Raw genomic sequence first — 23,377 nt, forward strand, 5'->3', positions numbered from 1 at the left:
CCTATGAGAAGATTTCGCGCCGGCAGGGCGCTGGGTAGCCTCGCCATGGCGGCCGCTGTCGGAACCGTATCAGCGTGCTCGGCAGGCCATACCGCGGTGGTTGATACCTCCCAAGCAGATAGCGACTCCGCTTCTGCTTCCCTTACCGTAGCCTCCACCTCGGCGGCCACTTCCCTAGATTTCACCACTACCGGTGGTGCTGCCATCCCCGCCGTGCTCATGGACAATGTCTACGAAACTCTCGTGCGCATCGATGAGGATGGTTCTATCACCCCAGGGCTCGCCACCTCGTGGGAGATCAGCGACGATGCCCGCAGCTATACCTTCCACCTGCGCAAAGGTGTCACCTTTTCCAATGGCGATGCTTTTACCGCCGAGACCGCGGCCTTTTCCATTAATTACGTTCGCGAGAAATGGACCAATGGCATCTCAGCAGCCATGGATCCGGTAGCCAAGGCCACGGCCACCGATGATCACACACTAAAGGTGCGCCTGAAACAGCCATCGAATGGCTGGCTCTGGTCCATGGGCACGGCCACCGGCGCGATGATGACGCCTCATGGCATGGATAACCTCGCCGCCCAACCGGTGGGTACCGGCCCCTTTGAGGTGTCCCGCTTTGCGCCTTCGGAATTTGTGGAGCTCAAGGTCCGCAAAAATTATTGGGGAGAGCCCGCCGCGCACGATGTCACCGTTCGCTATTTCCCAGACACCATCTCCTCGGTCAATGCCCTGCAGGCCGGCGGCGTGGACGTGGTCTGGGGCGTGCAAAACCCGGAGCTTCTCGATGACGTCAAGGACGGCATCGCTACCGAGGTCGGCACCACCAATGGTGAGGTGTTGCTATCCATGAATAATGCCCGGGCTCCCTTTGATGATCCGCGCGTGCGCCAGGCAGTCGCCTATGCCGTCGACCGCAAGGCGGCCAATGACATTTTGTGGAATGGCCTAGCCAAAGACACCGGTGGTGCACCAATCCCACCCACGGATCCGTGGTTCCAAGGAAAGCACTATTACGACTACAACCCGGATAAGGCCCGCCAGTTACTCGAAGAGGCCGGCGCAGAAGGGGCCGAAATCACACTGACCACACCGACGCTGCCCTATGCCCAGACCGTCGCCGAGCTGCTGTACTCGCAACTCACCGAAGTTGGTTTTAAGGTGAAGCTGGAATCCGCCGAGTTCCCCGCCGTATGGTTGGGCCAGGTCATGGGTGCCAAAGACTATCAAATGTCGCTCATCTCCCACGTAGAACCGCGCGATGTGCCAACCCTATTCGGCGATCCGGACTATTACCTCAACTACGATTCGCCGCGCACCCGCGAGCTTTTGACCCAGGCAGACTCCGCACCCGAGCAGGACTACCCCAAGCTCATGGCACAAGCCGTGGATCAGATCATGGCTGATGCCGGCGCGCTGACTTTGATGAATATGCCCAATATCGTGCTCACCCGCACAGGCGTGCGCGGACTGCATCCTGATCAGGTCACGGACGCGCTGATCTTGCGCGATCTCAGCTCCGCAGACGCTACTGCTAGCGCGGCTTCTGCGGATAACGCCGCAGACGACGCCGAAAAGGAGGCACGATGACTTCCCTTCGCCTTACTGGGCGCGCCATCGTGCGCCCGCTGCTGCGCTTTGCATTAACGCTCTTTGCCGCCTCCATCATCATCTTCGCGCTCATGCGCGCGGTGCCAGGCAACCCGGCGCGGGTGGCACTGGGAGTGAATGCGACCGAAGAGGCCGTCGGCGAACTCAGCTCTGAGCTGGGCCTGGATCGCCCGCTGCTCACGCAATATTGGGAGTGGATAAAAGGCCTGTTTACCGGCAGTTTTGGGCAGTCATTGTCCTCGCAACAAGATATTACGCCGCTGGTGCTGGACCGCGCCCAAGTCACGCTCATCCTGATTGGTTTGGCGATGCTGCTCGCATTGGCCGGGGCCATTCCGGTGGGAATGTGGTTGGCACTGCGCAACCGTACCCGCAGCGCGGATGTGGTTTCTGCCGGTACGCAGCTAGGCATTGCGGTGCCCAGCTTCCTGCTCGGCATCATCCTGGTGGCCATCTTTGCCGTTCACCTAGGCTGGCTGCCGGCCAATGGTTGGGTGCCGCCAAACCAGGGCGCAGGCGAGTTTATTCGCCACCTCATCTTGCCGGTCATTGCGCTGGCCGTGGTGCAAGGTGCAATGCTGACGCGCTATGTGCGCTCGGCTGTGCTCGATGTGCTGCATCAGGACTATATTCGTACCGCCCGTGCGCTGGGTCAGTCCCCGTGGCAGGCGCTGAAGCGCCACGGCCTGCGCAATGCGGCGCTGCCCGTGCTTACCGTGGCCGGCGTACAGCTAACCACGATGGTCGTAGGCGCCGTAGTAATTGAGTCCGTCTTTGTCATCCCCGGCATAGGTTCGATGCTGCTGGATGCGGTGGCGGTGCGCGATTTGACCACGGTGCAGACCTTGGTCATGCTGCTCGTCGCCTTTGCCTTGGTGGTCAATGCCCTCACGGATGTGGCCTACCGATTCATCGATCCGCGCATCACGGCAGGTGATAAATAATGAAGCTGCGTTTTTCTGGCTGGCTGGGGGCCATCCTCGTCGCCGCCACGGTGCTGGTGGCAGTGATTTCGCTGGTGTGGACGCCGTATGACCCGACTCTGGCGCACCCGGATGTGAGCCTTGCCGGCCCCAGCGCCGAGCATCTCCTTGGTACGGACCGCTTCGGTCGCGATACCGCTTCCCGGATCATGGCGGGTGCCCAGATTACGGTCTTCGTCGGCCTAGTGGCCGTGGGAATCGCCGCCGTGGTCGGCGTGCCGCTCGGCATCCTTGCTGGCATGCGCCGCGGCACATGGGCCGATGCGTTAGTGATGCGCGGTGCAGATTTGCTGCTTGCCTTCCCTGCGCTGCTTTTGGCGATTATTGCTGGCGCGGTCTGGGGGCCTTCAACACTTACGGCCATGATTGCCATCGGCATCGCCGGCATTCCCTCCTTTGCCAGGGTTGCGCGCTCGGGCACGCTGCAGGTCATCACGCAGGACTATATTTCCTCCGCGCGCATTTCCGCGGTGCCGGGCTGGAAGGTAGCGTGGCGCCATATTCTGCCCAATCTTGCCGGTCTGCTCATCGTGCAGGCCTCGGTATATTTCGCGCTTGCCATCCTGGCCGAGGCCGGCCTGTCCTATCTTGGCTTAGGCACCGCCCCACCGGCCGCCTCGTGGGGCCGGATGCTGCAAGATTCCCAGTCGCTTCTGGGCACCGCTCCCCTGCAGGCCTTCTGGCCTGGCCTGGCCATTGCGGCGACGGTGCTGGGCTTCAACCTGCTTGGCGACGCCCTCCGTGACCTCCTCGATCCCCGCCTGAAAGGATCCGCGCGATGAGCCTGCTCAAAGTAGATAACCTGGCGGTCACCGCTGCTGGGTCCACCACTGCCCTTTTGGGGCCCTTGAACTTCGAGCTCGCGGCCGGCGAAAGGCTCGGCATTATTGGTGAATCCGGCTCCGGCAAATCGCTCACTGCGCTGTCCATCATGGGGCTTTTGCCCGATGGGGTGCGCGCGAGCGGCTCCGTCACAGTAGATGGCCACGAGGTAGTCGGCACACGCGATGCCCGCATCCGCCCATTGCGCGGGAAGACCATGGCCATGGTCTTCCAAGAACCGATGAGCGCGCTGGACCCGCTTATGCGCGTGGGCAAACAGCTGGCCCACGCCGGGGTGCGCGATGCCGCAACCGCTCTCGAAGAGGTGGACCTGGCCGCCGATATCGCCACCCGATTCCCACACCAGCTCTCCGGAGGCCAGCGCCAGCGCGTGCTCATTGCCATGGCCATGGCCGGCCACCCCGATCTGCTCATCTGCGATGAACCGACCACCGCGCTGGATGCCACCACGCAAGATGGCGTATTGCGCGTCATCGAGCGCGTGACCAAGGCTCGCGGCATCGCGCTGATCTTCATCACCCATGACTTGGGAGTCATCCGCCGCATGTGTCCCCGCGTTGTGGTAATGCACCACGGCGCAGTGGTGGAGTCTGGCCCTACCGAGCGGATTCTTGCCCAGCCCGAGCATCCCTACACCCGCGAGCTTATCGCCTCCTCACAGCCACCAGAGATGAGCCTTGCCCCGGCCGCAGCGGAAGATTCCCTGGTCACGCTCGAAGGGGCTAGCAAGGTGCACGGCACTCACGCCGCACTCGACGGCATCGATCTGCGCGTGCACCACGGCGAGCGCCTCGGCATTGTGGGTGGCTCCGGATCGGGCAAGACCAGCCTGCTCAAGCTCATTGCCGGACTCGACCAGCCCACAAGCGGCGAGGTCACTGTCCGTGGCCGAGTGCAGATGGTCTTCCAAGATCCGCAGGGCTCTCTCAACCCGCGGCTAAAGATCTGGAAATCCATCGCAGAGGCCATGCCGGGCAACCCAAACAAAGCCGAAAAGCGCTCCCGCGCCGCGGCCGTGCTTGCAGAGGTCGGGCTTCCGGCCGATAGCCTCGACCGCTTCCCGCACGAGTTTTCTGGTGGCCAGCGCCAGCGCATTTCCATTGCCCGCGCGCTGTGCGGCGAGCCAGATATCCTGCTGGCCGATGAAGCAGTCTCGGCCCTTGATATGTCCGTGCGCGCGCAGGTTTTGGAGCTACTGGCAGAGATCATCGACAAGCGAGAGCTCACCTTACTCTTTGTCACCCACGACCTTGCGGTGGTACGCCACCTATGCGATAGTGTCGCCGTCCTCGACCGCGGCCGGCTCATCGAGCACGGCCCTACCGAGGCCGTATGGTCCTCCCCCAGCACGGACTACACGCGTCGGCTTATCGCGGCCGCCGAAATGTGAAGCGGGTGCTGGTGGGCGTAAGGTAGTCGGGTCAGATAACTCCACTTAGAAAGGATCCTGCTGCTCCGTGGCCGCCCAGCTTGACTATCCCATCCCGCAGCGCCCTAGCACCACCCAGCTACTCACCGCATTTAATAGCGCCTCGGTGCGCTGGCCTGGTGCACTGCGCGCGGGATTGGCGATTCTCCTGCCCGGCGCCATTGCGCTGCTTACCGGCCACGACTACGCTATCCTGCTCATTTCCACCGGCGCGTTTACCGTCATCTTTGGCGAGGGACAGCCCTATCGCACCCGCCCGCGCGTCATGCTCACCGCCGGCACCGCGCTCATTACCGTCGCCGCCGTCGGCGTGTTGGTAGGCCATCTTATCTTTGCGCCCGGCCACGGCCATTGGTGGCTCCTACTCGCAGGCCTCTACTCCACGGCATTGGCCGCCGGTTGTGGCTTTGCCCAAAATGCGCTGCGCCTGCCGCCACCGGGCACCTTCTTCCTCGTCATGGTCGGCGGCGGCTCGGTCATGCTCGCCCGCACCGATGTCACCGTGGGCCAGCTGCTCTTTTGGGCGCTGACGGGCATGGTGGCCAGCTTGATCCTCGGCATGGCCCCGGCCCTTTTTGACCCGCACGGCCCTGAGCGCCGCGCCGTAGCCAGCCTGGAAAAGGCCGCGTCTGCCTTCCAGGCCGGACAGGATGATTCACTCGCCCGCCACCACCAAGCACAAACCGCACTTTTTGCTGCTTGGCAGGCGCTTTCCGACGCCCACATTATCCGCGGTGGCCGCATCATCGACTCCCAAGGAGCCCACCTAGTAGAGCGCACCCTTGCTGCCCAGCACACCATCGTGGCACATAACCGCGCCCTTGACCTCGGCTCCGATTCGGACCAGCTTACCGATCATGTCACCGACGTCGACCCGAATCGCACCGCTATCCCCCATACCCGGCCCACCGGCCGGTACCGGCTTTACCGCGCCGCGGTGCGGGATTCGCATGCCATGGTCACTACCCAAAAGGTGGTTCTTTCGGCGATCATTACCGTGCTCGTGGGCCTTAGCCTCGGCTTCGACCGGCCGGACTGGGGCGTGGTCTCTGCCTTCCTCATGCTGCAATGGGGACCCGACCATGTGCCGGGCACCGTCCGCGGCATCCACCGCATGCTCGGCTCTGTAGTGGGCGTGCTGCTATTTTCCATCCTTCACTACTTCGGTATTAATGGCTGGACGCTGCTGCTGGCTCTGGCTGCCTGCCAATTCTGCGCCGAAATCTTCGTGGCGAAAAACTACGCCATCTGCGTTATCTTCTCCACCCCGCTCGCGCTTCTCATGGGCAACTCAGCTACCCGCCCCCTGTTGCCCACCATTCAAGCTCGCTGCGGCGAGATCCTCTTGTCCATCCTCATCGCCACCGCGGTGCTATGGCTATGGCAGCGCAGCGCCCCGGTACGCAATCAGGCCCGCCTGCAGGTCCGCGCGATGGAATCCATGGCTACCCTGCTCGGACTGCTCTTTGTCAATACCCCGGATTCCGTGTTGTCCGCACGCCGTGACCTACAGTACGAGCTGCTTTCCGAGCGCCGCGCCATCCAATCCCTCGCCGCCGATAACCCAGAAGCCGTGCGCCAATTCTGGGCCCGCCACATCGCGCTGCAGCACGCCGGCTACTTCCTTTTGGACTTTTGCACCACTTACCCGGACCGCACCGCCACCCGCGAAGAGCTCGATAGTTTAGTGCGAGAAATCCGTGCCGCCCGCGCCGCCTAGAATAGGGGGTATTCCTCAATTACTTCGTAGCGCGGCCCGCCGCCGCGGCCCTCGCCCAGGTGCGATTGCATAAGGCATACCCGGTCCGCACTAAAGTCCGGCCCTCGGTAAACCGATAGGGCGCGCGTAAAATCCGCCAGCGCCCACGGCTCGCGGGTACGCCGGCCAGCGCGCGCGACGGTCAGGTGGGGACGGTGGTGATTAAAGGGGACGTCGGCAAGCTGGCAATCCGCCATCAACTCCCGCACACCCCGCGCCTGGCCACCGACGCCCAACCACAGGGTGCGCTGCTCAAAACTTCCCGCTCCGCTCACATGCACATCCAACGCCGAGCGCCCAGCCACCGCGTGGGCGAGGTGCTCGCGCACGGCCGCCGCATCATTGGGCTGGTCGCCATAAAAGGCCATGGTCACATGCCAATTATCCGGATCCGTCCAGCGCAACTCGTTGGTAGTTGCCGCATGGATGGGCCTAAGCGTATGTACCATATGCTCGCGCGCGGCGGCAGAAGGCAGCAGCGCGGAAAAGACGCGAATCATGGTCTAGCTGGCATACACGCTAAGGCGCAGTTCCGCGTCCAGCACGTGCTCTTCCTCGCGTTCAAAGACGGCGAAGGCATGCAAAATATCCGCAACGGCGGTGGAATTATCATCAAACTCGGGCATGAGATAACTTCTTTCAAACCACAAAGGAGGCAGAAGAATCACGCGCGATTCTTCTGTCTCCACATAGTAGCTGACAATGATGTAATTAGCCGCCCTTGACTACCGTGACCTGCCAGCCGGCATCGCCCGCGCGATGGAAATCACGAATCTCATGGCCTTCATCGGCCGCCCACTGCGGAATCGAGTCGGTGGCCTGGGTGCAGTCAAAGTCAATGACCAGTGCCTCACCAGGCTCTAGCTCCGCCATGACCTGCTTGGCCTCAATCAAGGGGAACGGGCAGACTGCGCCGAGGGTATCCAGCGCGTAGCGCCCACCGCCTAGAGCACGGGCCTTTTCCTTGGCCTGCGGTTTGGTCCTGAGTGCCACTGCCCCGGTGGCAGTGGCAAAGCTCGGCAGCACCTTCTCCTCGGCGGAGACCGCCGAGTTATCCACGGACTCCTCGGTGGAGTAGGTCTCCGGCTGCCGTGGCTGGTGCCCCTGCACCTTCTTCGGCTTGAGCCACAGGCGTGCGCCCGCACCGACGCCTAGCGCCATAAAGAACAGCGATACCCAGCCTTGGAAGCTAAACAAGGAGGTCTCCACCATGCCATTGCCCACGGTGCAACCGCCAGCCAGCGAAGCACCCACACCCATCATGATGCCACCCCAAATAGCGCGGGTTGCAGTCTGTGCATCCGGAACGCGCACGCGGAACTCGCCGGCGGACTTCGCGGCAATGAAAGCACCCACCAGAAGGCCGATGACCAACAGGGTGCCCCAATTCATGCGCACGGAATCACCGGTGGCGGCCCAGCGCACGATATCCGCAGTCGGCGTGGTAATGCCGAGCCCACCATTGCGGCCGGCGTCGGCAGAGAGTACGAAACCCACCGTGCCGATGATGCCAACAGCAACCGCCGCGATATTCATATTCAACGGCTTGGCGTACCACGGCTGGCCCAAGTCCACCTTCGGGCGCCCGGCATCCTTGGCGCGGTAGTGGCGACACAGCATAAAGGTCACGCCCCACAGCACAGCCACGAGAATCCACGGCGAGATATGCAGCGCGTCGTGGATGGTGGTTACCGGCAGGCTCCACTGCTTGAACCAATCATTCGCCCCAGCCAGCGGACCGGACTTCATCGCCGCGGCCGATAGCCCATAAAACAGCAGCGCAATCCACGAGCCAACTAGGCCCTCGGCAGAGCGGTACCACGTGCCTGAAGCGCAGCCGCCAGACAAGATGATGCCAAGGCCAAAGATGAAGCCGCCAACGATGACGGCTACTGGTTTGAAATCAGCAATCTCCGGAGAGAGCACGTCAGCGCCGGTCAACAGGGTAAGGCCAAAAGCATGGACCGAGATCAAAATGAGCAGAGCGGTAAAACCGCGCCAGGTCTTAGTGAGGAAAATATCGCGCAGCATGCCGGTCACGCAGAAGCGCCCGCGCTGCAGCACAGCACCGAAGACGATGCCGGTGAGAAGTCCGGTAATAATCACACTGTCTCCTTGTATCGAGTCAAAGGCCTCAGACTACGCCTTCTAAGACAGATTTGTCTATAATAGATGTACAACCCGGTTCTAGGGTGGCAGATTTCCGCGTTTCCGTCGGCCTTCCCTATGCCACCTCAGGCGCCCCAGCCGCCCCCGGACACTAATAAGGAGAAATAATGGGAATCCCAGATGACGTCGTACTCGATGGATATACCCTCATCGAACAACACGAAATTGACCACGAGTTCCTGCTGCGCGGCTCTCCGCTGGGCACCGAAACTCCCCTCCTCTTCGCCCTGACCATCGCGGGCGTACTGCTGGTTGCGGCCAGCTTCTTCTTGCGTGGGGGCAGCCGCGTTGCCGCCGGCCTCGTGGGCGCGCTGCTCACCCTGACCAAGCTGTGGTGGATGCCTGTAACACTGTGGCAGCACTTCGATGACGGCCAAGTCTTTGGCTACACGCTCAAGTACTACCCGCAATACTGGCCGGCCGCCTCCATCATCGTCGGCGCCATTGCGCTTATCGGGCTAGTCTCCGCCATTTTCCGTCGGCCCTAGCCTGTCCCGCACCGAGCAGGAGCTAGCCGCCAAGCACTGCAATGGCAATATGCACCCGGTTGGTGCCATCGATCTTGGCCAGGATGTGCTTCATGTGCGTCTTGACCGTGGTCAGCGAGATGAAAAGCTGCTCGGCAATCTCGGCATTGCTCAGCCCCTGGGCCACCAGCTGGGCGATTTCATTTTCGCGCTCGCTAAGCTCATCTAGCCCACTGGGCTGAATCATCTCCTGTTCCGGCTGCGGCGGCGTGTCTGCCAACCCCACCAGGTTTTTTAGCACCTTCGGGCTTAACTGTTGCTGGCCTTGGGCCGCTGCTCTTACCGACGCCACCAGCGCCTCCGGCGCCGTCGTCTTCAACAAGAATCCCACCGCCCCAGCGCGCAGGGCGTGCAGGATGAACTCGTCGGTATCAAAAGCAGTGAGCATCACCACCGGGATATCACGCGCGCCGGCGAGCGAATGCAACTGCGCCGTCGCCTCGATGCCGTCCATGACCGGCATGCGGATATCCATCAGCACCACATCAGGTTCCTCGGCCAGGATAAGTTCGATGCCTTCCTTGCCGTTGCCGGCCTCGCCAATGACGCTAATGCCCGGCGCGCCTTCCAAGATCATGCGCAGGCCGTGGCGCAGCAGCGGCTCATCGTCGACGAGCACCACCCGAATTTCACTCACTTTTCTTCCTTCCTTGGCAGGCGCAGCGTCCACGAGAAGCTTTCTTCCCAGTCTTGTACCTGCAATGATCCGCCCACAACACTAGCGCGCTCGCGCATGCCGACGATCCCGTACCCACCACTGTGCACGCCTGCCTTTTCCCCAGTCTGGGCGGTGGGGTTAGACATGGTGATAGACAGGGCGTCGGCAAGCGTGGCGATGGTGATGGTAACCGGCTGCCCCGGTGCGTGCTTGCGTGCGTTGGTCAGGCCCTCCTGGACCACGCGGTTGAGCGCGTGGCCGGCCATGGTGCTCAGCTCCTCCAGCGATTGCGGCCCCGCGCCCGCCTGGTAGCGCACTTCCACGTCCATGCCCGCCTGGCGGGAACGCTCCACCAGCGATTCCACGCCCTCGCGCGGATCGATGCGCCCCTCGCTGCGCAGCGAGTGCAGCGCCTCACGCAGATCCCCCACGGCGGCCTCGGCTTCATCGCGAATCGTGCGCGCGGACTTCCGTGTCTCTTCCGGATCTAGGTCCTTGCGGTAGGCCAACCCGCCGGCGTAGACCGCAATCATGCTCAGTCGATGCGAGAGTGTATCGTGCATATCCCGCGCGATCCGGTCGCGTTCTTCCTGCCGCGCAAAATTCTCCCGGGTGGTCATTTCCTCATGCGTGAGCTCCGCCTGCGCCTGCAGCGCAATCGTGCGCTCTTTTTGGTTCGAGCGAACCAACCCGACGACTAAAACCACTACTGCTGGGAGGATGATGCCAGAGAAAAATCCCAACTTCCCGGGCGCACTAAGCCCTTCGCTTCGAGATATATCAAAATCGACCAACTCCGAGAGCACCATGGCCGTGCATACCAGCGCCATCCACAACCGGCTGCGGCGCGAGGCCGCAGAAAACGCCGCTATAAATACCGAAGGCCGGAACTCAGCAATCGTCACCGTCGCCGAAATAATGGTTGCGGCTACCAATGCACTGCGCGGGCCAGGCTGCGTGCTGCGCGGGTCACGCTCCCCAACGGCATGGCGCAAAGCCAAAGGTAAAAGCGCCCAAGTTCCGACCAACACCGCAAGTATAACAAGCACCCGATTCTCTGAGACATCATTTACCGAAACACTATCCGAGGCGGCCAACACGTCGCCGACGACAGCGATTACTGCGATGAGAATTTTCTGCCACAGCGGACGCTGGAGCATTTCGTCGGATTTTCGGAACAATTTCATAACGTGCACCAGTCTAAGCCGGCCCGCCGGCGGCGCGGTATCCCCCGCAGGGAGGATTCTCCGGCCTTAGCCACGCGCCTCTAAGACCATAATGGCGATGTGCACGCGGCTGGTGCCGCCGATCTTTTTCAAAATATGCTGCATATGCGACTTCACCGTCGCCATGGACACCACCAGTTGCTCGGCGATTTCTTGATTATTCAAGCCCTGGGCCACCAGCCCGGCTATTTCCCGCTCGCGCGAGCTCAAAGTGGAAAGCCGGGTGCGAGCGGTGCGGGTGTGGTGTGAATGGGCGTCGGAAAGCGCGGGGCTTTGCATGCCCACCAGCTTGTCGACGACCTGCGGGCTCAACAACGGCTGCCCCGCCGCGGCCGCACGCACGGCCGCCATGAGCGATTCCGGCGGCGTCGACTTCAACAAGAACCCGGCCGCCCCGGCGCGCAGGGCCCGCAGGATGAAGGAATCGGTATCAAAGGCCGTAAGCATGATTATCGGCATGGCGTGGACCGATAGAATCTTCTCCACGGCCGCGATGCCATCCATGACCGGCATGCGAATATCCATTAACACCACATCGGGCTGCGCGTCGAGCACGGTAGCCACCGCGTCTCGGCCATTGCTCGCCTCGGCCACGACCTCGATATCGGGCGCGTTGGATAGCAGCAGGCGCAGGCCGCTGCGGACTAGAGCCTCGTCATCAACCAGCACCACGCGCAGGGTATCTGCCATCATGCTTCCTTTCCCACTGGTTGATTCCACCGCGCGCGCCAGAACTTCGACGCGACGGGCGTATACGCCACTGTAAGCACCACAAGACTCGCCAGCGCTACCGGCACTATAGTGGCGTGGCCTGCCACTACGCCGTTGAGGAACGAGGGCACGAGAATCTCGTTTATCTTTTCGAAGAATTTCGGGAAAAATTCGATGACTAGTGTGGCCGCAATGAATGTCAGCGCCGTCTGCAAGAGCAACGCCCACAGGTTCACCCGATGCAGCCGCTTATCGACGCCCGGCTCCCCCACCGCCGCAAACATCACTCTCGCTCCTTGCCCGCGAAACTGTGGCACGATATAGCCACGGCGCTCCACCAGCTCGATGCGATCTGCGTCTTCGGGCGCATTATCATCGCTATTTCCGCGCAGGAATTCCACGCTATAGGCCGAAGCATCGGTATCGGTATAGCTGAGCTTGCGCGAAGTTCCGTCGACCATAGAGGTAAAAAGACTGCGCTTAGAGTCTAAGTACTTTCCTGTCCATCCCTCGCGGGTCGTGGTTTCTTCTAGGTCAATGCGCATGAGCCCGTAATCGGGATGGCGCAACTGCCAACTCATTTCGCTCATTGCGTGGCCTCCTGGCGCGCTAGCGGTAAACGGATACTCCATCCAAATTCCTCGCCTTCTTCGCCGACGTGGACATTCATGCGCCCGCCGGATAGCTCCACACGCTCGCGCAGTCCCACCAGCCCGTAGCCGCCGACGCCGCTACCTGCGCGCTCCTCGGCCTTAGCCACTGGGAGCGGGTTGCGCATCTCGACGCCCACCTCACCGGCCACCTCGCGCACCGTGATGCTCACCGGCTGGCCAGCGGCGTGCTTGCGTGCATTGGTCAGGCCCTCCTGTACTGCGCGGTGCACGGCGTGCTGCGCCATCGTGGATAGCCCAGTAAAAACATCCGGGCTGGCACCGTCCGCGTAGGTCACGGTCACCTGCGTGCCGGCCTCCTGCGCGGCCGCGACTAGCTCTTCTAAGGTGGTGCGCGGATCCTGGGAAAGATCTTCACGCAAAGCACTTAAAACGGTGCGCAAATCCTCGACCGCGTTCTGGGCCTCCGTGCGGATGATGCGCGCTGCGTCCGTGAACTCGGCCGGCACGCCTTCACGCGGATAGCTCAGCGCACCCGCATGAATGGCCACGAGGCTTAGCCGATGCGAGAGCGAATCGTGCATATCCCTTGCGATGCTCTCGCGCTCCTCTCGCCTTGCATGCTCCACCTTGGCGCGCATCTCTTCGCGATTCATCCGGGCTTGCTGCTCCACCCGCCACCGCTTTTCGCGCAGATTGCCACGCTTTTGGCCTACCAATAACCCCGCGACTATCACGACCACAACGAAGATGGCGCCAACCCATCCGATATCGTCCCAGGCCATATAGGGGTTGAAGAACGCATCAATCGCAAACGCCGCCACGAAGCACGCCACTGCGGCCACCGAGCGCGAGGTCGAACGGCGCGAGACCATGGAAATGAAAGCCACGACTCCACTAGCCGCACCAAAATAGGAGCTCGACCCCAGCAGCACGATACAGCCAGCGATGAAGCTACGGGTGGAGCCGCTATAGTCGACGTCGGAAAGCTCGCGCGGCTGGTGCTCTAACGCAAAGGGCAGGGCGATAATCGTCACCACGCCCACCGCAAAACCGGTACAGATATAGGGCCCGTACTCCTCAAACGACGGTGAATACTCCTCGATATCCATGCTCATCAGTACTACGCCGATAAGCCAATTCGCCACCGCACAAGCGGCAACGATACCGGCCGTGCTCCACTTCGTTCTGATCATGGCCTAAAGCTTAAGCCAGCGGCCATAATCCCTAGGGATGAATTATTTTTGCACCCCGGCCGCATCGCGCATGGCCTTCGTCTGCGCGGACGGGTGCTCGTTTTCGGTGGCCAAGCGCTCAAATGCGACGGCCGCCAGTGCCGCGGACTGCATTCCCAGCACCGAGTCATCGAAACGCATCATCGGAGAGTGGTTCCACTCGCGCTCATTTTCGGGCTTGTCTGGATTGGCCGTGCCCATCCACATAAACGTGCCCGGCACTTGCGCGAGGACGTAGCCGAAGTCTTCGGAGGCCATCATCGGGGCATCGAAAGGCTGGACGTTTTCGGTGCCAAACATCTGGCTCCACAAGGTAGCAGCGAACTGATTTTCCCGCGGATTCGTCTTGGTGGTGGGGTACAAGACCTCGAAATCCACCTGTGCGGTGCACCGGTGCGAAGCAGCGACGGAGCTGGAGACCTCCGTAATCATCTGCCGCACGGCGTCGATCTTCTCATCCCGCAGCACGCGCACCGTAGCGCCCAAAGCTGCGCGCTCCGGGATGGCGTTATACGCGCCATCACCCGCCCACAGGTTAGTCACGGTAATAACGATGGGCTCGAGCGCATCGAAGCGGCGGGTCAGTGCGGTCTGCAAAGACATTTGAATCTCCGCCAGCGCCGCTACCGGGTCAATAGCATCGTGCGGGCGGGAGCCATGCCCGCCCTTGCCCAGCACCGTAATGGTCAGGTTGGAAGAGCTAGCCATCATCGGGCCTGGCACATAGTGGAAGGTACCGCGGTCCTGCGGGCCAACGTGGAGGCCGTAGGCGGCAATGGGGCGTCGGCCAGCGGCGTCGAGCACGCCCTCTTCAATCATCGGCAACGCGCCGCCCGGCCCCTCCTCGCCGGGCTGGAACATAAACGTGACATCGCCGTGCAGCTCCTCCCGATGCTCACACAGAATCCGCGCCGCGCCCACCAGTCCGGCGGTATGCAGGTCGTGCCCGCAGGCGTGCATATACCCATTCGTCGAGGCAAACGGGCTGCCGGTCTGCTCGCGTACCTCGAGGGCGTCCATGTCCGCGCGCAAAAGCACCGACACCGGCCGCTCGCCGCGCTGGCCGCCGCGCAGCACGGCGACCACTGAGCTCAGATCCTGACCCACGTGAATCTCCAGCGGCAGGCCTTCGAGCGCTTCCAAGACCTTCTTTTGCGTGCGCGGCAGATCCAGGCCAATCTCTGGGTTGCGGTGCAGATCGCGGCGGAAGTTCTGCAACTCCTCGAGCATCCCCTCGCCCATTTCCTGGAAAACCTCGGTGGCCATCCGCTCGCCAATGCGCGCCCGTGTCACCGGCAGGGGCGGCAGCTGCTGGGCCTGGCGTGGGGCAGCCAGGCGTCCGGGGTTGGTAGGACGGATTCGCTTGGTCGGGTCAGACATGGGGAGCTCCTTTTCTCGCTTTCGCATTCGAGGGTACCGCAGGTTATCCACAGGCTGCCGGGTGGGTTCGGGGGCGGTGTGACGGGAGAGGCGAGTTATCCACAGGCTCACGCGGGGGCGCTGCTGCGGCCTTGCGGGGTGTCTTATGCTCACGGGCATGACCCGCTTGCAGGACTACGCCCGCCAACTTGCCTCGCCGATGGAGCTTCTCGGCGAGGTCTCCGGCGTGCGCGAGGCGGATCTGCGTCGGCTGGGCCTGCCCCGGCAGGAAGCTCGTAGCCTACTCGCGCTTGCCGACGTCTACTTTGGCCCCACCTCCTTCACCCGCCGGCAGCGCTCGTGCCGGGCCACCACGCATTGCCTGGCCACGTTGAAACTCATTGAAAAATACGTCTCCCGCACGAAATCCAAGCGGGACGCGTGGGCGCTGCGCGCTGAATTGTGCGCGACAGACCGGGATGTGGAGCATCTTGCCCGCACGCGGTTGAAGGAGATGTATCCGCCGCGGCAGCCCAAGAAAGTGCATTAGGGAACATCACGGATTATAACAGGGTCCAACACTGTTAAATAATGCATAGCATTCCTATCCTGCATAAACATCGCGTCACCGGCACAAATGCTATTTACGACGGTTTTAGGCTAAATCTTATGGTTTCAGGTCATTACCCAGAATGTAACAGGGTACCTAAATGTCATATAAAAACATAGCGCACGCAGCCTCTATAAGCCCTTGCACACTCCCTCATAGTCTGGTTATATTGAAAGTGCAGCAAAGAAATAAAGTACCCGTAATCGAGTGCATAAACTCGGACCTGTATTTATAATATGCATTTTGTTTTTGAGTCCAGTACCGGACGTAATTCTTAAAGGATTTTTTATGACCACTCAATTGAAAGAGAGGGAGCGCAGAACATTAGCGAAGGCTAATGATGATGTACGCGCTTATGTAGACGAAGTTGTACGCCGCGCCCCGCGCTTTAGCGCTAAGCAACTTGACAGTGTCACCGAGGCCCTCAATGCCAAGGAGGTCCGTAATGGATAACGAGATTCTGTCTTCTATCTATGTCACCAATGGTGTTGATACGGACAAGGTCCTCGACACCCTAGCGGAACTTGAAGACGTGAAGAAGTCTAAGTCTTCGACAAAGACCAAGTCTTCAAAGACCGCAGCGGTTGACCACACCCGGTCTCCTCCTCTTCTTCGCCCAACGTCGATTCTTGTTAACGCCGCCGCCCTTCAACTAGTAGACGAAGAGGGCTTTTGCGATAAATCAGCCGAGGATATGTCTCAGGAGATACTGACGCGTATTCATGCTGTCTACGCGGAAAAGATACTTGACCATCGTGACAAGCACGAGCAAGAGCGCGACGGAATGGACTTCATTATGTGGCGCGTAACACAAAATCTAGAGTTGCAGGACCTAGACGAGCTGATAGATAAAGCACTCGCCATAGGAGATGCGACTACTACCCGAAGTGAGAACTACTAATCGAAAGGATATTCATACATCATGTTCACCCTTAACCAAAAGACCAAAGAGGCGAAAGTTACCTACTGTGAAGTTGATGGTGTCAAGGTAGAGACCGAATCTAGTAACCCAGAATACAACGAGCTCATAAAAGACCTCGCCAAAACCACGCCGGACATTTTCCCGCACATTGTGGGGTGCAAAATGACTGCCCGTTATGTTGCCCACCGCGTAGAAAATTTGGGAATTGTCGTAGCCACCGGCATCGAGTACCTCCATCCCTCTACGACGAACATAAACGTGGTCATAGCCCCCGTAGAAGATAACAGGGTATCTATCATCATCACCCGAGACTTGAACTGGGGCAACAAACTAGATGCTGAAACCGGTGAGTTATCCACCTACGACCACGCAGCTACCGTCACTATCAAAACATGGTATTGCACAGACCACTCAGCCGGCAAGACCTACTCGTCGGTTGTTCGCGAGGTGGGACACCAGCTTAGCGAGGCGGTACGGACATCTAATCCGATAACACTAAACGCGTACGGTCAGAATGGTGGTGCCGACGTAAGAGCGGTCACCCTTGAACTGGACAATATTATCGCCGAGCTGGGTAACCGACTGCACAAGTTCTACGGCCACAAGCTAGAGCTCAAGAAGTAGCCACTAACCACCGAGGGGCGAATCCACCACCGTCGCCCTTTTCTAAATCATAAATATTCATTTAGAAGTCGACCACCAAAACACTGGGATTAGCCTACTCTGCAGAGTAGTTACCACAACACCCTCTGCAGAGTAGTTACCACAACACCGAAGACATTTAAGCGCAAGAAGAATACGAAGGCAGTATGGCAGGATACTTATACCGAGCTTGTCTTCAGGCTGCAGGCATTCACGTTCGAAGACTGGAAGGATATCCAGAGCTTTATGGTCAAAATCGTATCAGTACTCTAGTCCGCAACCGTCGCGTCAGGAGTAGGTGTATCTTGCGCTATGACTACAAAGGCACAACGCCCCTATATCCATGCATTAATCTTGAAGGCCGTAGCTACCATGTCCACCGATTAGTAGCAGAGACCCCCATGGGTTGTTACCCAAGTCATAAGGTGGACCATATCAGCGGTCATCCGTTCCGCTGTCGCCTGAGCAATTTTCGCTGTGCTACCACGTAGCAGAGCCGTCGATATCAGAATGAGCGCCGCCACGCTGCAATCAATGAGGGCCGGGTGTTTGAGTCCGGCACATCGTTGCATACTGTCAACCCTGGTACGTGCCCGGAAGGGCATGAAATGCGGCTTAGGGATACGGCTAAGGCGGTTTATTTCTGCCCGACATGTCGTAGCAATGATAATAAACGCAATATTGATTTCGTCATTAGAATGCTAAAACACTTGAATAGTATTTTAACTTATACTCCTTATGTTGATGCAGTCCTTGAAGAGCAGCAACTGGATGTTGCTGCATAGATTTTAAGCCGACTAGGCTATCGGAGGCCTCGCCCCTCGGGCGGGGTCTTTTTTAAATGTGGGTATAAGAGAGGCGTCGGCTATGCCGACCGAATGCAGGGGTTTTGCCCCAAATGAGCCACTCTCTCTTATGCCCTTTTTACTCCTTGCGCCCTTAGACCGGCTACGACGGTCCTTGGCGCGGTAAAAATGTACGATGACGTGGATAAATGGGTGATAAAGTACATTTTAAAAGTACCCATTTAAACACGTCTTCGGGTATTTTAAAATTAAACCGCAGGTTTAAAAACCATGGTCAGGGGATTTTTAAAGTATCCAATTTTTCAAATTGGCGCACTATCGTGGCACACGATGAAAATTGGCCGGGTTGGAGCGATTTTCGCTGCAACCAATTTTAAAATTGCCCCGTTTAAAGGGGCTATCATCACGTAGGTGTCCCACCCCGGTGGCACTCTTGTCACCTCGCGGTGTGTCAAAAAAATAAACCACCCGTAGGTGGCTTTGAGGGACTGACCTCGCTTGGTCAGTATCTAGTCGCTGTATGGTAAAAAAATAAACCCCGCTACTGCATAAGCAGCAACGGGGGTCTTGAGTGTTAGAAATTGCGATAGATAAATACTCCACCCTCGCGGGCGTCGGTAGCGGTGACGGTGTAATCGTAAGCTAGGTCACTCACCCAGGAGTCCCAGTCAAAGTAGGTCCGTAACGGAGAGTCGGGGTCAGTATCCTCCATCAACCCAGTGTCTTCGGCGAGATTTAGCGCGTACTCATAAAAGCTCGGCCACCATCCGCAGAACTGTTCTTCAAAAGTGGCAACATCAGGTACATTGTCCATATCTTCAACAACAACACCATCTTCAGCCCAGCGACAAAAGGCGGGCCATAGTGTGTAGCCGATCTGCTCATATGCAGCAGTCCATGCTTCAACGTTTACCGGCTCAATTGAATAGCCTTCTGGCACACCATAGGAACGGAATATTATCGCGCCCCTACACCTATCTGTCATGGGATATCCATTCCACTCATGCACGTCTTTAGCGGTCGGAACACCTTCCCATTCAGATACTTTAATAAATCGCCCTTTGTCGATACCGTCGACGGTGTAGCAGTGCTCGCACATGACAAGCGCGCCAGGCTCGCGCTCTAGAACTGTATCGGGTGCTTCTCGTTGGGTGAACATGCTCGGTCCTCCTTGTTAGTGACTGACTTGCCACCACTAACTCCGCACCGGGTCGCTACCCGGTGTGAGGACATAAAAAATACCCCTGCACTCACCGCTCTCTACTAGATGACACTTGATTTCTCCATCCAACAAATGGGGAACAGTTCATTCCCTGGTAGGGGACGGAAGTTGGTAACGGGGGCAGGATTCGAACCTACGACCTCTGGGTTAGACGCCCGAGTTCAAACAACGGGCCTGACCCCCGACGTGTCCACTGTCCGGGGGTGCTGTTGCAAAGTTCGGGCGACAGGAAGACCTGCGTGAAATAATCACAGCCATGGGCATCTTCTCCGGTCGTCATTTCCCCCGTGAAATCATCCTGTGGGCGGTCCGGTGGTACTGCCGCTACGGGCTCAGCTACCGCGATCTGGAAGAAATGATGACCGAACGCGGCGTACCGGTCGATCACAGCACCATCTACCGCTGGGTCCAGAAATATGCTCCTGAGCTGGACAAGCAGACCCGGTGGTACCGACAAGTCCCGGATTGGCAGGCCCGGTCCTGGCGGGTGGACGAGACCTATATCCGGGTCGGGGGAAAGTGGTGCTACCTCTATCGGGCCATCACCGCGGGCGGGCATACCCTGGATTTTTACCTGTCCCCAAAGCGTAACGTCGCCGCAGCGAAGCGTTTCCTGGCCAAGACCCTGAGGTCGAACACGATAACCGGGTTCCCGCGGGTGATCAACACCGATAAAGCACCCTCCCTAGCCAGGGCAATCGCCGAGTTGAAGTCAGAGGGAATCTGCCCGCAGACCGTGGAACACCGGCAGGTGAAATACCTCAACCACATCCTGGAAGGCGACCATGGTCGGCTGAAGCGGATCCTCGGGCCGAAAGGCGCGGTTAAGAACCGGACATCTGCATATCGGACGTTGAAAGGGATGGAAGCGATGCACTCATTGCGGAAAGGTCAGGGCGCGATGTTTGCCTACGGGCAACCGAACCCGGATGCGGTGATCGTCAGCCGGGTGTTCGAGGCTGCCTGAGAACGCCGACCCGCAGCGAGCATCAGAGGATGAAGACTGGGTCGTCACGGCTCTCCGCCTGAAGTTTGCAACAGCACCGTTAGGACTACGCATTACTGGACATATGCTTAAACATATGTCCCGCCATATGGCGGGACTGATGGGTGCGTATAGTTACCCTCACGATTGCGTCGTTCTAGGCGTTTTTCAACGCCTAGAACATTATGGGGTGAGGTTTTCTAGTTCCAGATTTGGAACACCTTCCCTGTTTCGACTCCTTCTACAGAGCGTATATATGCGTCGGCTACCTCTGTCGCAGGAACTTGTTTGAACCCAGGAAAAGCAGAATGAAAACCGGTAGCTTCTTTGAGCACCGTTGGGCTTACCGCATTAATCCTCTGTCCGCGTGGAAGTTCAGTGCTAGCTGCGGTGACAAACGATTCAACACCACCATTAGCCATAGACGCTGCAGCACTGCCAGCAATAGGATGCTGAGACAAAATTCCAGTCGTAAGGGTAAACGATCCACCGTCGTTAAGATATGAAAGCCCTTCGGTAACCAAGCTAACTTGTCCTAACAGTTTTCCAGTTGCTGCAGCCGAGAAGTCCTCACGAGAAAGATCTGTAAGGTGACTAAAGGGTGCAAACCCTGCGCAGACTACAATCGCGTCAAGCGGACCAGCCTCTTTGTAAAAGGCACGAATCGAGTCCACATCAGACATGTCTACTTGTGGAGTCGAGTGTCGAGAAACGCGAAGAACCTCATAGTGCTTCTCGAAACGATCGGCAACAGCGCTTCCGATAGTTCCGGTAGCACCGATAACGGCAACTTTTCTTCCCATACTGTCTCCTTTCTCGCGAAGTGTCTTGTGTAGCCCGAGACTACTAGAAATCAAACTAGAGGGGGAATTAAAATCCCTGTGGGGAGTTTCCGTTGCCCTACCTAGTACAAATCCGAATAACGATCGCAAGCTCCTTTTTCGTAGACAACTCACAAAAGTTCAGTTAGTACTACATAAAAACGGACATATGCTAAAGCATATGGTTAAACATATGCCTCAACATATGTCCCGCCATATGGCAAGACATATGGCAGGACTGACGGGCGCGCTGATTTACCGTTACGACTGTGCCGCTTTAGGCGTTTTTTAACGCCCGATACACCGTAGGACGGGTCACCCCGAATTCCCGCGCCAAGGCTGCTTTCGACTCCCCTGCTAATGCGCGCTGTTTAATCTCCGCTACCTGCTGCGGGCTAAGAGCAGGTTTGCGGCCTTTGTACTTGCCGGCCTTTTTGGCCAGCGCAATCCCCTCTGCTTGGCGCTCGCGGATAATGGCCCGCTCAAACTCCGCGAAGCTACCGAGAATGCCGAGCATTAAATCTGCACGTGGATCTGTGGTGTCTTTCGCAAACGCGAGATTCTCATGCAGAAAAGTAACGGTCACACCCTTGTCGGTAAGTTCATCAACAATGCCGCGCAGATCTGTAAGCGAACGGGCGAGACGGTCAATCGACGAGACGACGAGTTCGTCGCCGTCGCGCACATACGCCATACACTCGACAAGCCCAGGGCGGGCAGTCTTAGTGCGGCCGGAAATCTTATCTTCAAAAAACCGGTCAATCCTGCCGGAAGCATTGAGTAGTTCTTTCTGGCGCTGATTATTCTGCTCCACCGTCGAAACCCGGATATAGCCCACCCGCTGCCCACGCGAACCGGAGCTTTTGGCCATTAGTCTTCGCCCCGCGAAGGTTCAAAGGCGGCATTCTCTTGTTCTATGACCGCATCACGATACGACTCAATCACCCGTACCAAGTCGGACAACTGTGCCCCGTCGAGACCATCAGCGTCAGCAAGCAAGGATTGCACAATCCTGCCCAACGCCTGCTGCCCCGACGACAACCCACCATGCAGATCTTTCACCCGCGCCAACGCGGGCACAGAGTCAATATGACTTTCAATACGAAAACCGTCAGCCGATAACACCACACTCACCACTTTCTGTAAACATAAGGCCTAGACCCTACTAGGCACGCGTAAAACAATGCTAGGAACGGCCCTATTTTACAGTAAACATTCTGCCACATACCGACGTAACAATAGGGTGTACTCTATATAACTAATATTACCTACGGAGATGGAATGATTGATTTTTTAGCGTGGAGTGGATCTGGGGCGGTCGTCGGGTCTTTTGCGACAATACTTTTCAATTACGTTAGAAGCCGGAAAGTTGACAAGCAAAAGGAAAAATCTCTCGCCGATAGTAAGTTAGAGAAGAAGCGCATTCGGCAAATGGAGGCCGTTAGATCTGTCCTAGGAGAAACGCTAGAAGAAATGCAGCTTATAAGTAAGCCGCATGAAGTAGACAAGCTCGTATCTTCTGAAGAGGACTTTTCGGAAATTTCTAAGACGCTTGTGCAGAAATACCGTTTTCGAGTGAAGTCGGAGTTGGCAAAAGCGGATCCATTTGTATGTGATCCTTCAGTCAGGGAAAGCTTCGACAAGATTAAAGAAGCAGTATCTGATGAATGGTACGGTGACTTCCTTTTTGTTGTCGATTTCGCGACCGAGCGAAATGATGCCGAGGGGGTCATTCGTACATTTAGCGAGTATCTAGCAAAAGTAGCGGCAATTACAAACGAGTCACTTTCTAAAGCGGTGGAAGCTTTGGATTCAGATTCTCCACAGTGATAACGCTGTTTAGCCTTGTCCTGATTGAAAGTTAGGGAGCGAAAAGGTGGCCGACATTGTTCATGAAGCCCAGGACACGCACCTGTGCGCCCTATTCATCAAAGCCCACGGCGAAGATGGAGACTACGAGTACGCACTAGACGCCGCCAACAGCGCAGCCAAACACCTACAAGCAATACAAGCAGAACTGCCCGCCACTTCCCCGCTGGCCCGCGACGCCGGCATACTCGCTAAGTTCGTACGCGCGGCACAGAGAAATCTGTCCCAACAGCGCCCTGCAGATAACCCGGACGAACTTCTAGGTCTGGCCACCAGCCTCAAAGAGAAGCTGGAAGACGCTCAATAAAAGGAAGGGTTAAGTAGCAAAAAGTGTGTCTGAGTTACAGTGATCTTGCTGCTCAGGATGGGTAAATCGGGC

The 23,377-nt window shown here is 58.4% G+C and carries 25 protein-coding genes; 13 read left to right on the forward strand and 12 right to left on the reverse strand.

Translation table 11 applies throughout. The features are described 5' to 3' along the window. The first annotated feature begins 3 nt into the window (after positions 1-3). The 5 genes from ACLI1M_RS08870 (at position 4) to ACLI1M_RS08890 (ending at position 6,586) form a co-directional block, all read left to right on the forward strand. Entirely contained in the window at positions 4-1,590 is a 1,587-nt protein-coding gene (locus ACLI1M_RS08870; protein WP_411706516.1) for an ABC transporter substrate-binding protein, read from the forward strand. Next, the gene (locus ACLI1M_RS08875; RefSeq protein WP_301715957.1) at positions 1,587-2,555 is read left to right on the forward strand and encodes an ABC transporter permease; all 969 of its coding nucleotides are present in this window, start codon (positions 1,587-1,589) and stop codon (positions 2,553-2,555) included. The genes ACLI1M_RS08870 and ACLI1M_RS08875 overlap by 4 nt, the downstream gene beginning before the upstream one ends. Continuing rightward, positions 2,555-3,376: an ABC transporter permease gene (locus ACLI1M_RS08880; RefSeq protein ID WP_259825565.1), complete on the forward strand. Its 822-nt coding sequence runs from the start codon at positions 2,555-2,557 to the stop codon at positions 3,374-3,376. The genes ACLI1M_RS08875 and ACLI1M_RS08880 overlap by 1 nt, the downstream gene beginning before the upstream one ends. Then, entirely contained in the window at positions 3,373-4,827 is a 1,455-nt protein-coding gene (locus ACLI1M_RS08885; protein ID WP_316330877.1) for an ABC transporter ATP-binding protein, read from the forward strand. Before ACLI1M_RS08880 ends, ACLI1M_RS08885 begins: the two co-directional genes overlap by 4 nt. A gap of 67 nt (positions 4,828-4,894) precedes the next feature. Beyond that, positions 4,895-6,586: an FUSC family protein gene (locus ACLI1M_RS08890; protein ID WP_411706517.1), complete on the forward strand. Its 1,692-nt coding sequence runs from the start codon at positions 4,895-4,897 to the stop codon at positions 6,584-6,586. On the opposite strand, the gene thpR is transcribed toward ACLI1M_RS08890, so the two are convergent. The 3 genes from thpR to ACLI1M_RS08905 form a co-directional block, all read right to left on the reverse strand. Next, the gene (thpR, locus tag ACLI1M_RS08895; RefSeq protein ID WP_411706518.1) at positions 6,583-7,125 is read right to left on the reverse strand and encodes an RNA 2',3'-cyclic phosphodiesterase; all 543 of its coding nucleotides are present in this window, start codon (positions 7,123-7,125) and stop codon (positions 6,583-6,585) included. The two genes, ACLI1M_RS08890 and thpR, sit on opposite strands and share 4 nt — an antisense overlap. 3 nt (positions 7,126-7,128) lie before the next feature. Further along, positions 7,129-7,251 carry a hypothetical protein gene (locus ACLI1M_RS08900; protein ID WP_275042107.1) on the reverse strand — a complete coding sequence of 41 codons (123 nt, stop codon included), beginning with the start codon at positions 7,249-7,251 and terminating at the stop codon, positions 7,129-7,131. 85 nt (positions 7,252-7,336) lie between these two features. Continuing rightward, positions 7,337-8,731: a YeeE/YedE thiosulfate transporter family protein gene (locus tag ACLI1M_RS08905; protein ID WP_411706519.1), complete on the reverse strand. Its 1,395-nt coding sequence runs from the start codon at positions 8,729-8,731 to the stop codon at positions 7,337-7,339. A 170-nt stretch (positions 8,732-8,901) separates the two neighbouring features. Between ACLI1M_RS08905 and ACLI1M_RS08910 the strand changes: the two genes are divergently transcribed. Further along, entirely contained in the window at positions 8,902-9,282 is a 381-nt protein-coding gene (locus tag ACLI1M_RS08910; protein WP_200288755.1) for a hypothetical protein, read from the forward strand. A 22-nt stretch (positions 9,283-9,304) separates the two neighbouring features. Here the strand turns inward: ACLI1M_RS08910 and ACLI1M_RS08915 are convergent, their stop codons facing one another. The 6 genes from ACLI1M_RS08915 to ACLI1M_RS08940 all read right to left on the reverse strand — a co-directional run bounded on the left by ACLI1M_RS08915 (position 9,305) and on the right by ACLI1M_RS08940 (position 15,142). After that, positions 9,305-9,958 carry a response regulator gene (locus tag ACLI1M_RS08915; protein WP_200288754.1) on the reverse strand — a complete coding sequence of 218 codons (654 nt, stop codon included), beginning with the start codon at positions 9,956-9,958 and terminating at the stop codon, positions 9,305-9,307. Next, on the reverse strand, positions 9,955-11,166 hold the full coding sequence (locus ACLI1M_RS08920) for a sensor histidine kinase (RefSeq protein ID WP_200288753.1): 1,212 nt from the start codon (positions 11,164-11,166) through the stop codon (positions 9,955-9,957). The genes ACLI1M_RS08915 and ACLI1M_RS08920 overlap by 4 nt, the downstream gene beginning before the upstream one ends. A gap of 66 nt (positions 11,167-11,232) precedes the next feature. Continuing rightward, the gene (locus ACLI1M_RS08925) at positions 11,233-11,898 is read right to left on the reverse strand and encodes a response regulator (RefSeq protein WP_200288752.1); all 666 of its coding nucleotides are present in this window, start codon (positions 11,896-11,898) and stop codon (positions 11,233-11,235) included. Further along, a complete protein-coding gene (locus tag ACLI1M_RS08930) occupies positions 11,895-12,506 on the reverse strand; it encodes a hypothetical protein (protein ID WP_200288751.1) in 612 nt (203 codons plus the stop codon). The genes ACLI1M_RS08925 and ACLI1M_RS08930 overlap by 4 nt, the downstream gene beginning before the upstream one ends. Continuing rightward, positions 12,503-13,723 (reverse strand): sensor histidine kinase, encoded by a 1,221-nt coding sequence (locus ACLI1M_RS08935; protein ID WP_411706520.1) that lies wholly within the window; start codon positions 13,721-13,723, stop codon positions 12,503-12,505. The genes ACLI1M_RS08930 and ACLI1M_RS08935 overlap by 4 nt, the downstream gene beginning before the upstream one ends. A gap of 42 nt (positions 13,724-13,765) precedes the next feature. Further along, positions 13,766-15,142: a M20 family metallopeptidase gene (locus ACLI1M_RS08940; protein ID WP_023020965.1), complete on the reverse strand. Its 1,377-nt coding sequence runs from the start codon at positions 15,140-15,142 to the stop codon at positions 13,766-13,768. 157 nt (positions 15,143-15,299) lie between these two features. Between ACLI1M_RS08940 and ACLI1M_RS08945 the strand changes: the two genes are divergently transcribed. The 4 genes from ACLI1M_RS08945 (at position 15,300) to ACLI1M_RS08960 (ending at position 17,277) form a co-directional block, all read left to right on the forward strand. After that, positions 15,300-15,671, forward strand: coding sequence for a hypothetical protein (locus tag ACLI1M_RS08945; protein ID WP_408918510.1), 372 nt, complete (start codon positions 15,300-15,302; stop codon positions 15,669-15,671). Between the two features lie 348 nt (positions 15,672-16,019). Continuing rightward, on the forward strand, positions 16,020-16,184 hold the full coding sequence (locus tag ACLI1M_RS08950) for a hypothetical protein (protein WP_269945725.1): 165 nt from the start codon (positions 16,020-16,022) through the stop codon (positions 16,182-16,184). Next, the gene (locus tag ACLI1M_RS08955; RefSeq protein ID WP_316327763.1) at positions 16,177-16,632 is read left to right on the forward strand and encodes a hypothetical protein; all 456 of its coding nucleotides are present in this window, start codon (positions 16,177-16,179) and stop codon (positions 16,630-16,632) included. The genes ACLI1M_RS08950 and ACLI1M_RS08955 overlap by 8 nt, the downstream gene beginning before the upstream one ends. A gap of 21 nt (positions 16,633-16,653) precedes the next feature. After that, entirely contained in the window at positions 16,654-17,277 is a 624-nt protein-coding gene (locus ACLI1M_RS08960; protein ID WP_411706521.1) for a hypothetical protein, read from the forward strand. Between the two features lie 1,398 nt (positions 17,278-18,675). Here ACLI1M_RS08960 and ACLI1M_RS08965 read toward each other — a convergent pair. Then, on the reverse strand, positions 18,676-19,260 hold the full coding sequence (locus ACLI1M_RS08965; protein ID WP_316327760.1) for an antirestriction protein ArdA: 585 nt from the start codon (positions 19,258-19,260) through the stop codon (positions 18,676-18,678). Positions 19,261-19,579: 319 nt separating this feature from the next. On the opposite strand from ACLI1M_RS08965, the gene ACLI1M_RS08970 reads away from it, so the two are divergent. Continuing rightward, the gene (locus ACLI1M_RS08970) at positions 19,580-20,290 is read left to right on the forward strand and encodes an IS6 family transposase (RefSeq protein WP_411706522.1); all 711 of its coding nucleotides are present in this window, start codon (positions 19,580-19,582) and stop codon (positions 20,288-20,290) included. Positions 20,291-20,508: 218 nt separating this feature from the next. Here the strand turns inward: ACLI1M_RS08970 and ACLI1M_RS08975 are convergent, their stop codons facing one another. Together ACLI1M_RS08975 and ACLI1M_RS08980 are read right to left on the reverse strand one after the other, a co-directional pair. Continuing rightward, complete coding sequence (locus ACLI1M_RS08975) at positions 20,509-21,111, reverse strand: short chain dehydrogenase (RefSeq protein ID WP_084684467.1); 603 nt, start codon at positions 21,109-21,111, stop codon at positions 20,509-20,511. A 295-nt stretch (positions 21,112-21,406) separates the two neighbouring features. Next, complete coding sequence (locus tag ACLI1M_RS08980) at positions 21,407-22,000, reverse strand: recombinase family protein (protein ID WP_411706523.1); 594 nt, start codon at positions 21,998-22,000, stop codon at positions 21,407-21,409. Between the two features lie 410 nt (positions 22,001-22,410). Between ACLI1M_RS08980 and ACLI1M_RS08985 the strand changes: the two genes are divergently transcribed. Both ACLI1M_RS08985 and ACLI1M_RS08990 read left to right on the forward strand, forming a co-directional pair. Beyond that, a complete protein-coding gene (locus tag ACLI1M_RS08985) occupies positions 22,411-22,959 on the forward strand; it encodes a hypothetical protein (RefSeq protein ID WP_411706524.1) in 549 nt (182 codons plus the stop codon). A gap of 46 nt (positions 22,960-23,005) precedes the next feature. Further along, positions 23,006-23,305, forward strand: a complete 300-nt coding sequence (locus tag ACLI1M_RS08990; RefSeq protein ID WP_411706525.1) for a hypothetical protein — start codon at positions 23,006-23,008, stop codon at positions 23,303-23,305. The last annotated feature ends 72 nt before the right edge of the window (positions 23,306-23,377 follow it).

Origin of the sequence: Corynebacterium sp. LaCa54 (genome assembly GCF_046717495.1) — a bacterium.
Lineage (GTDB): Bacteria > Actinomycetota > Actinomycetes > Mycobacteriales > Mycobacteriaceae > Corynebacterium > Corynebacterium kefirresidentii.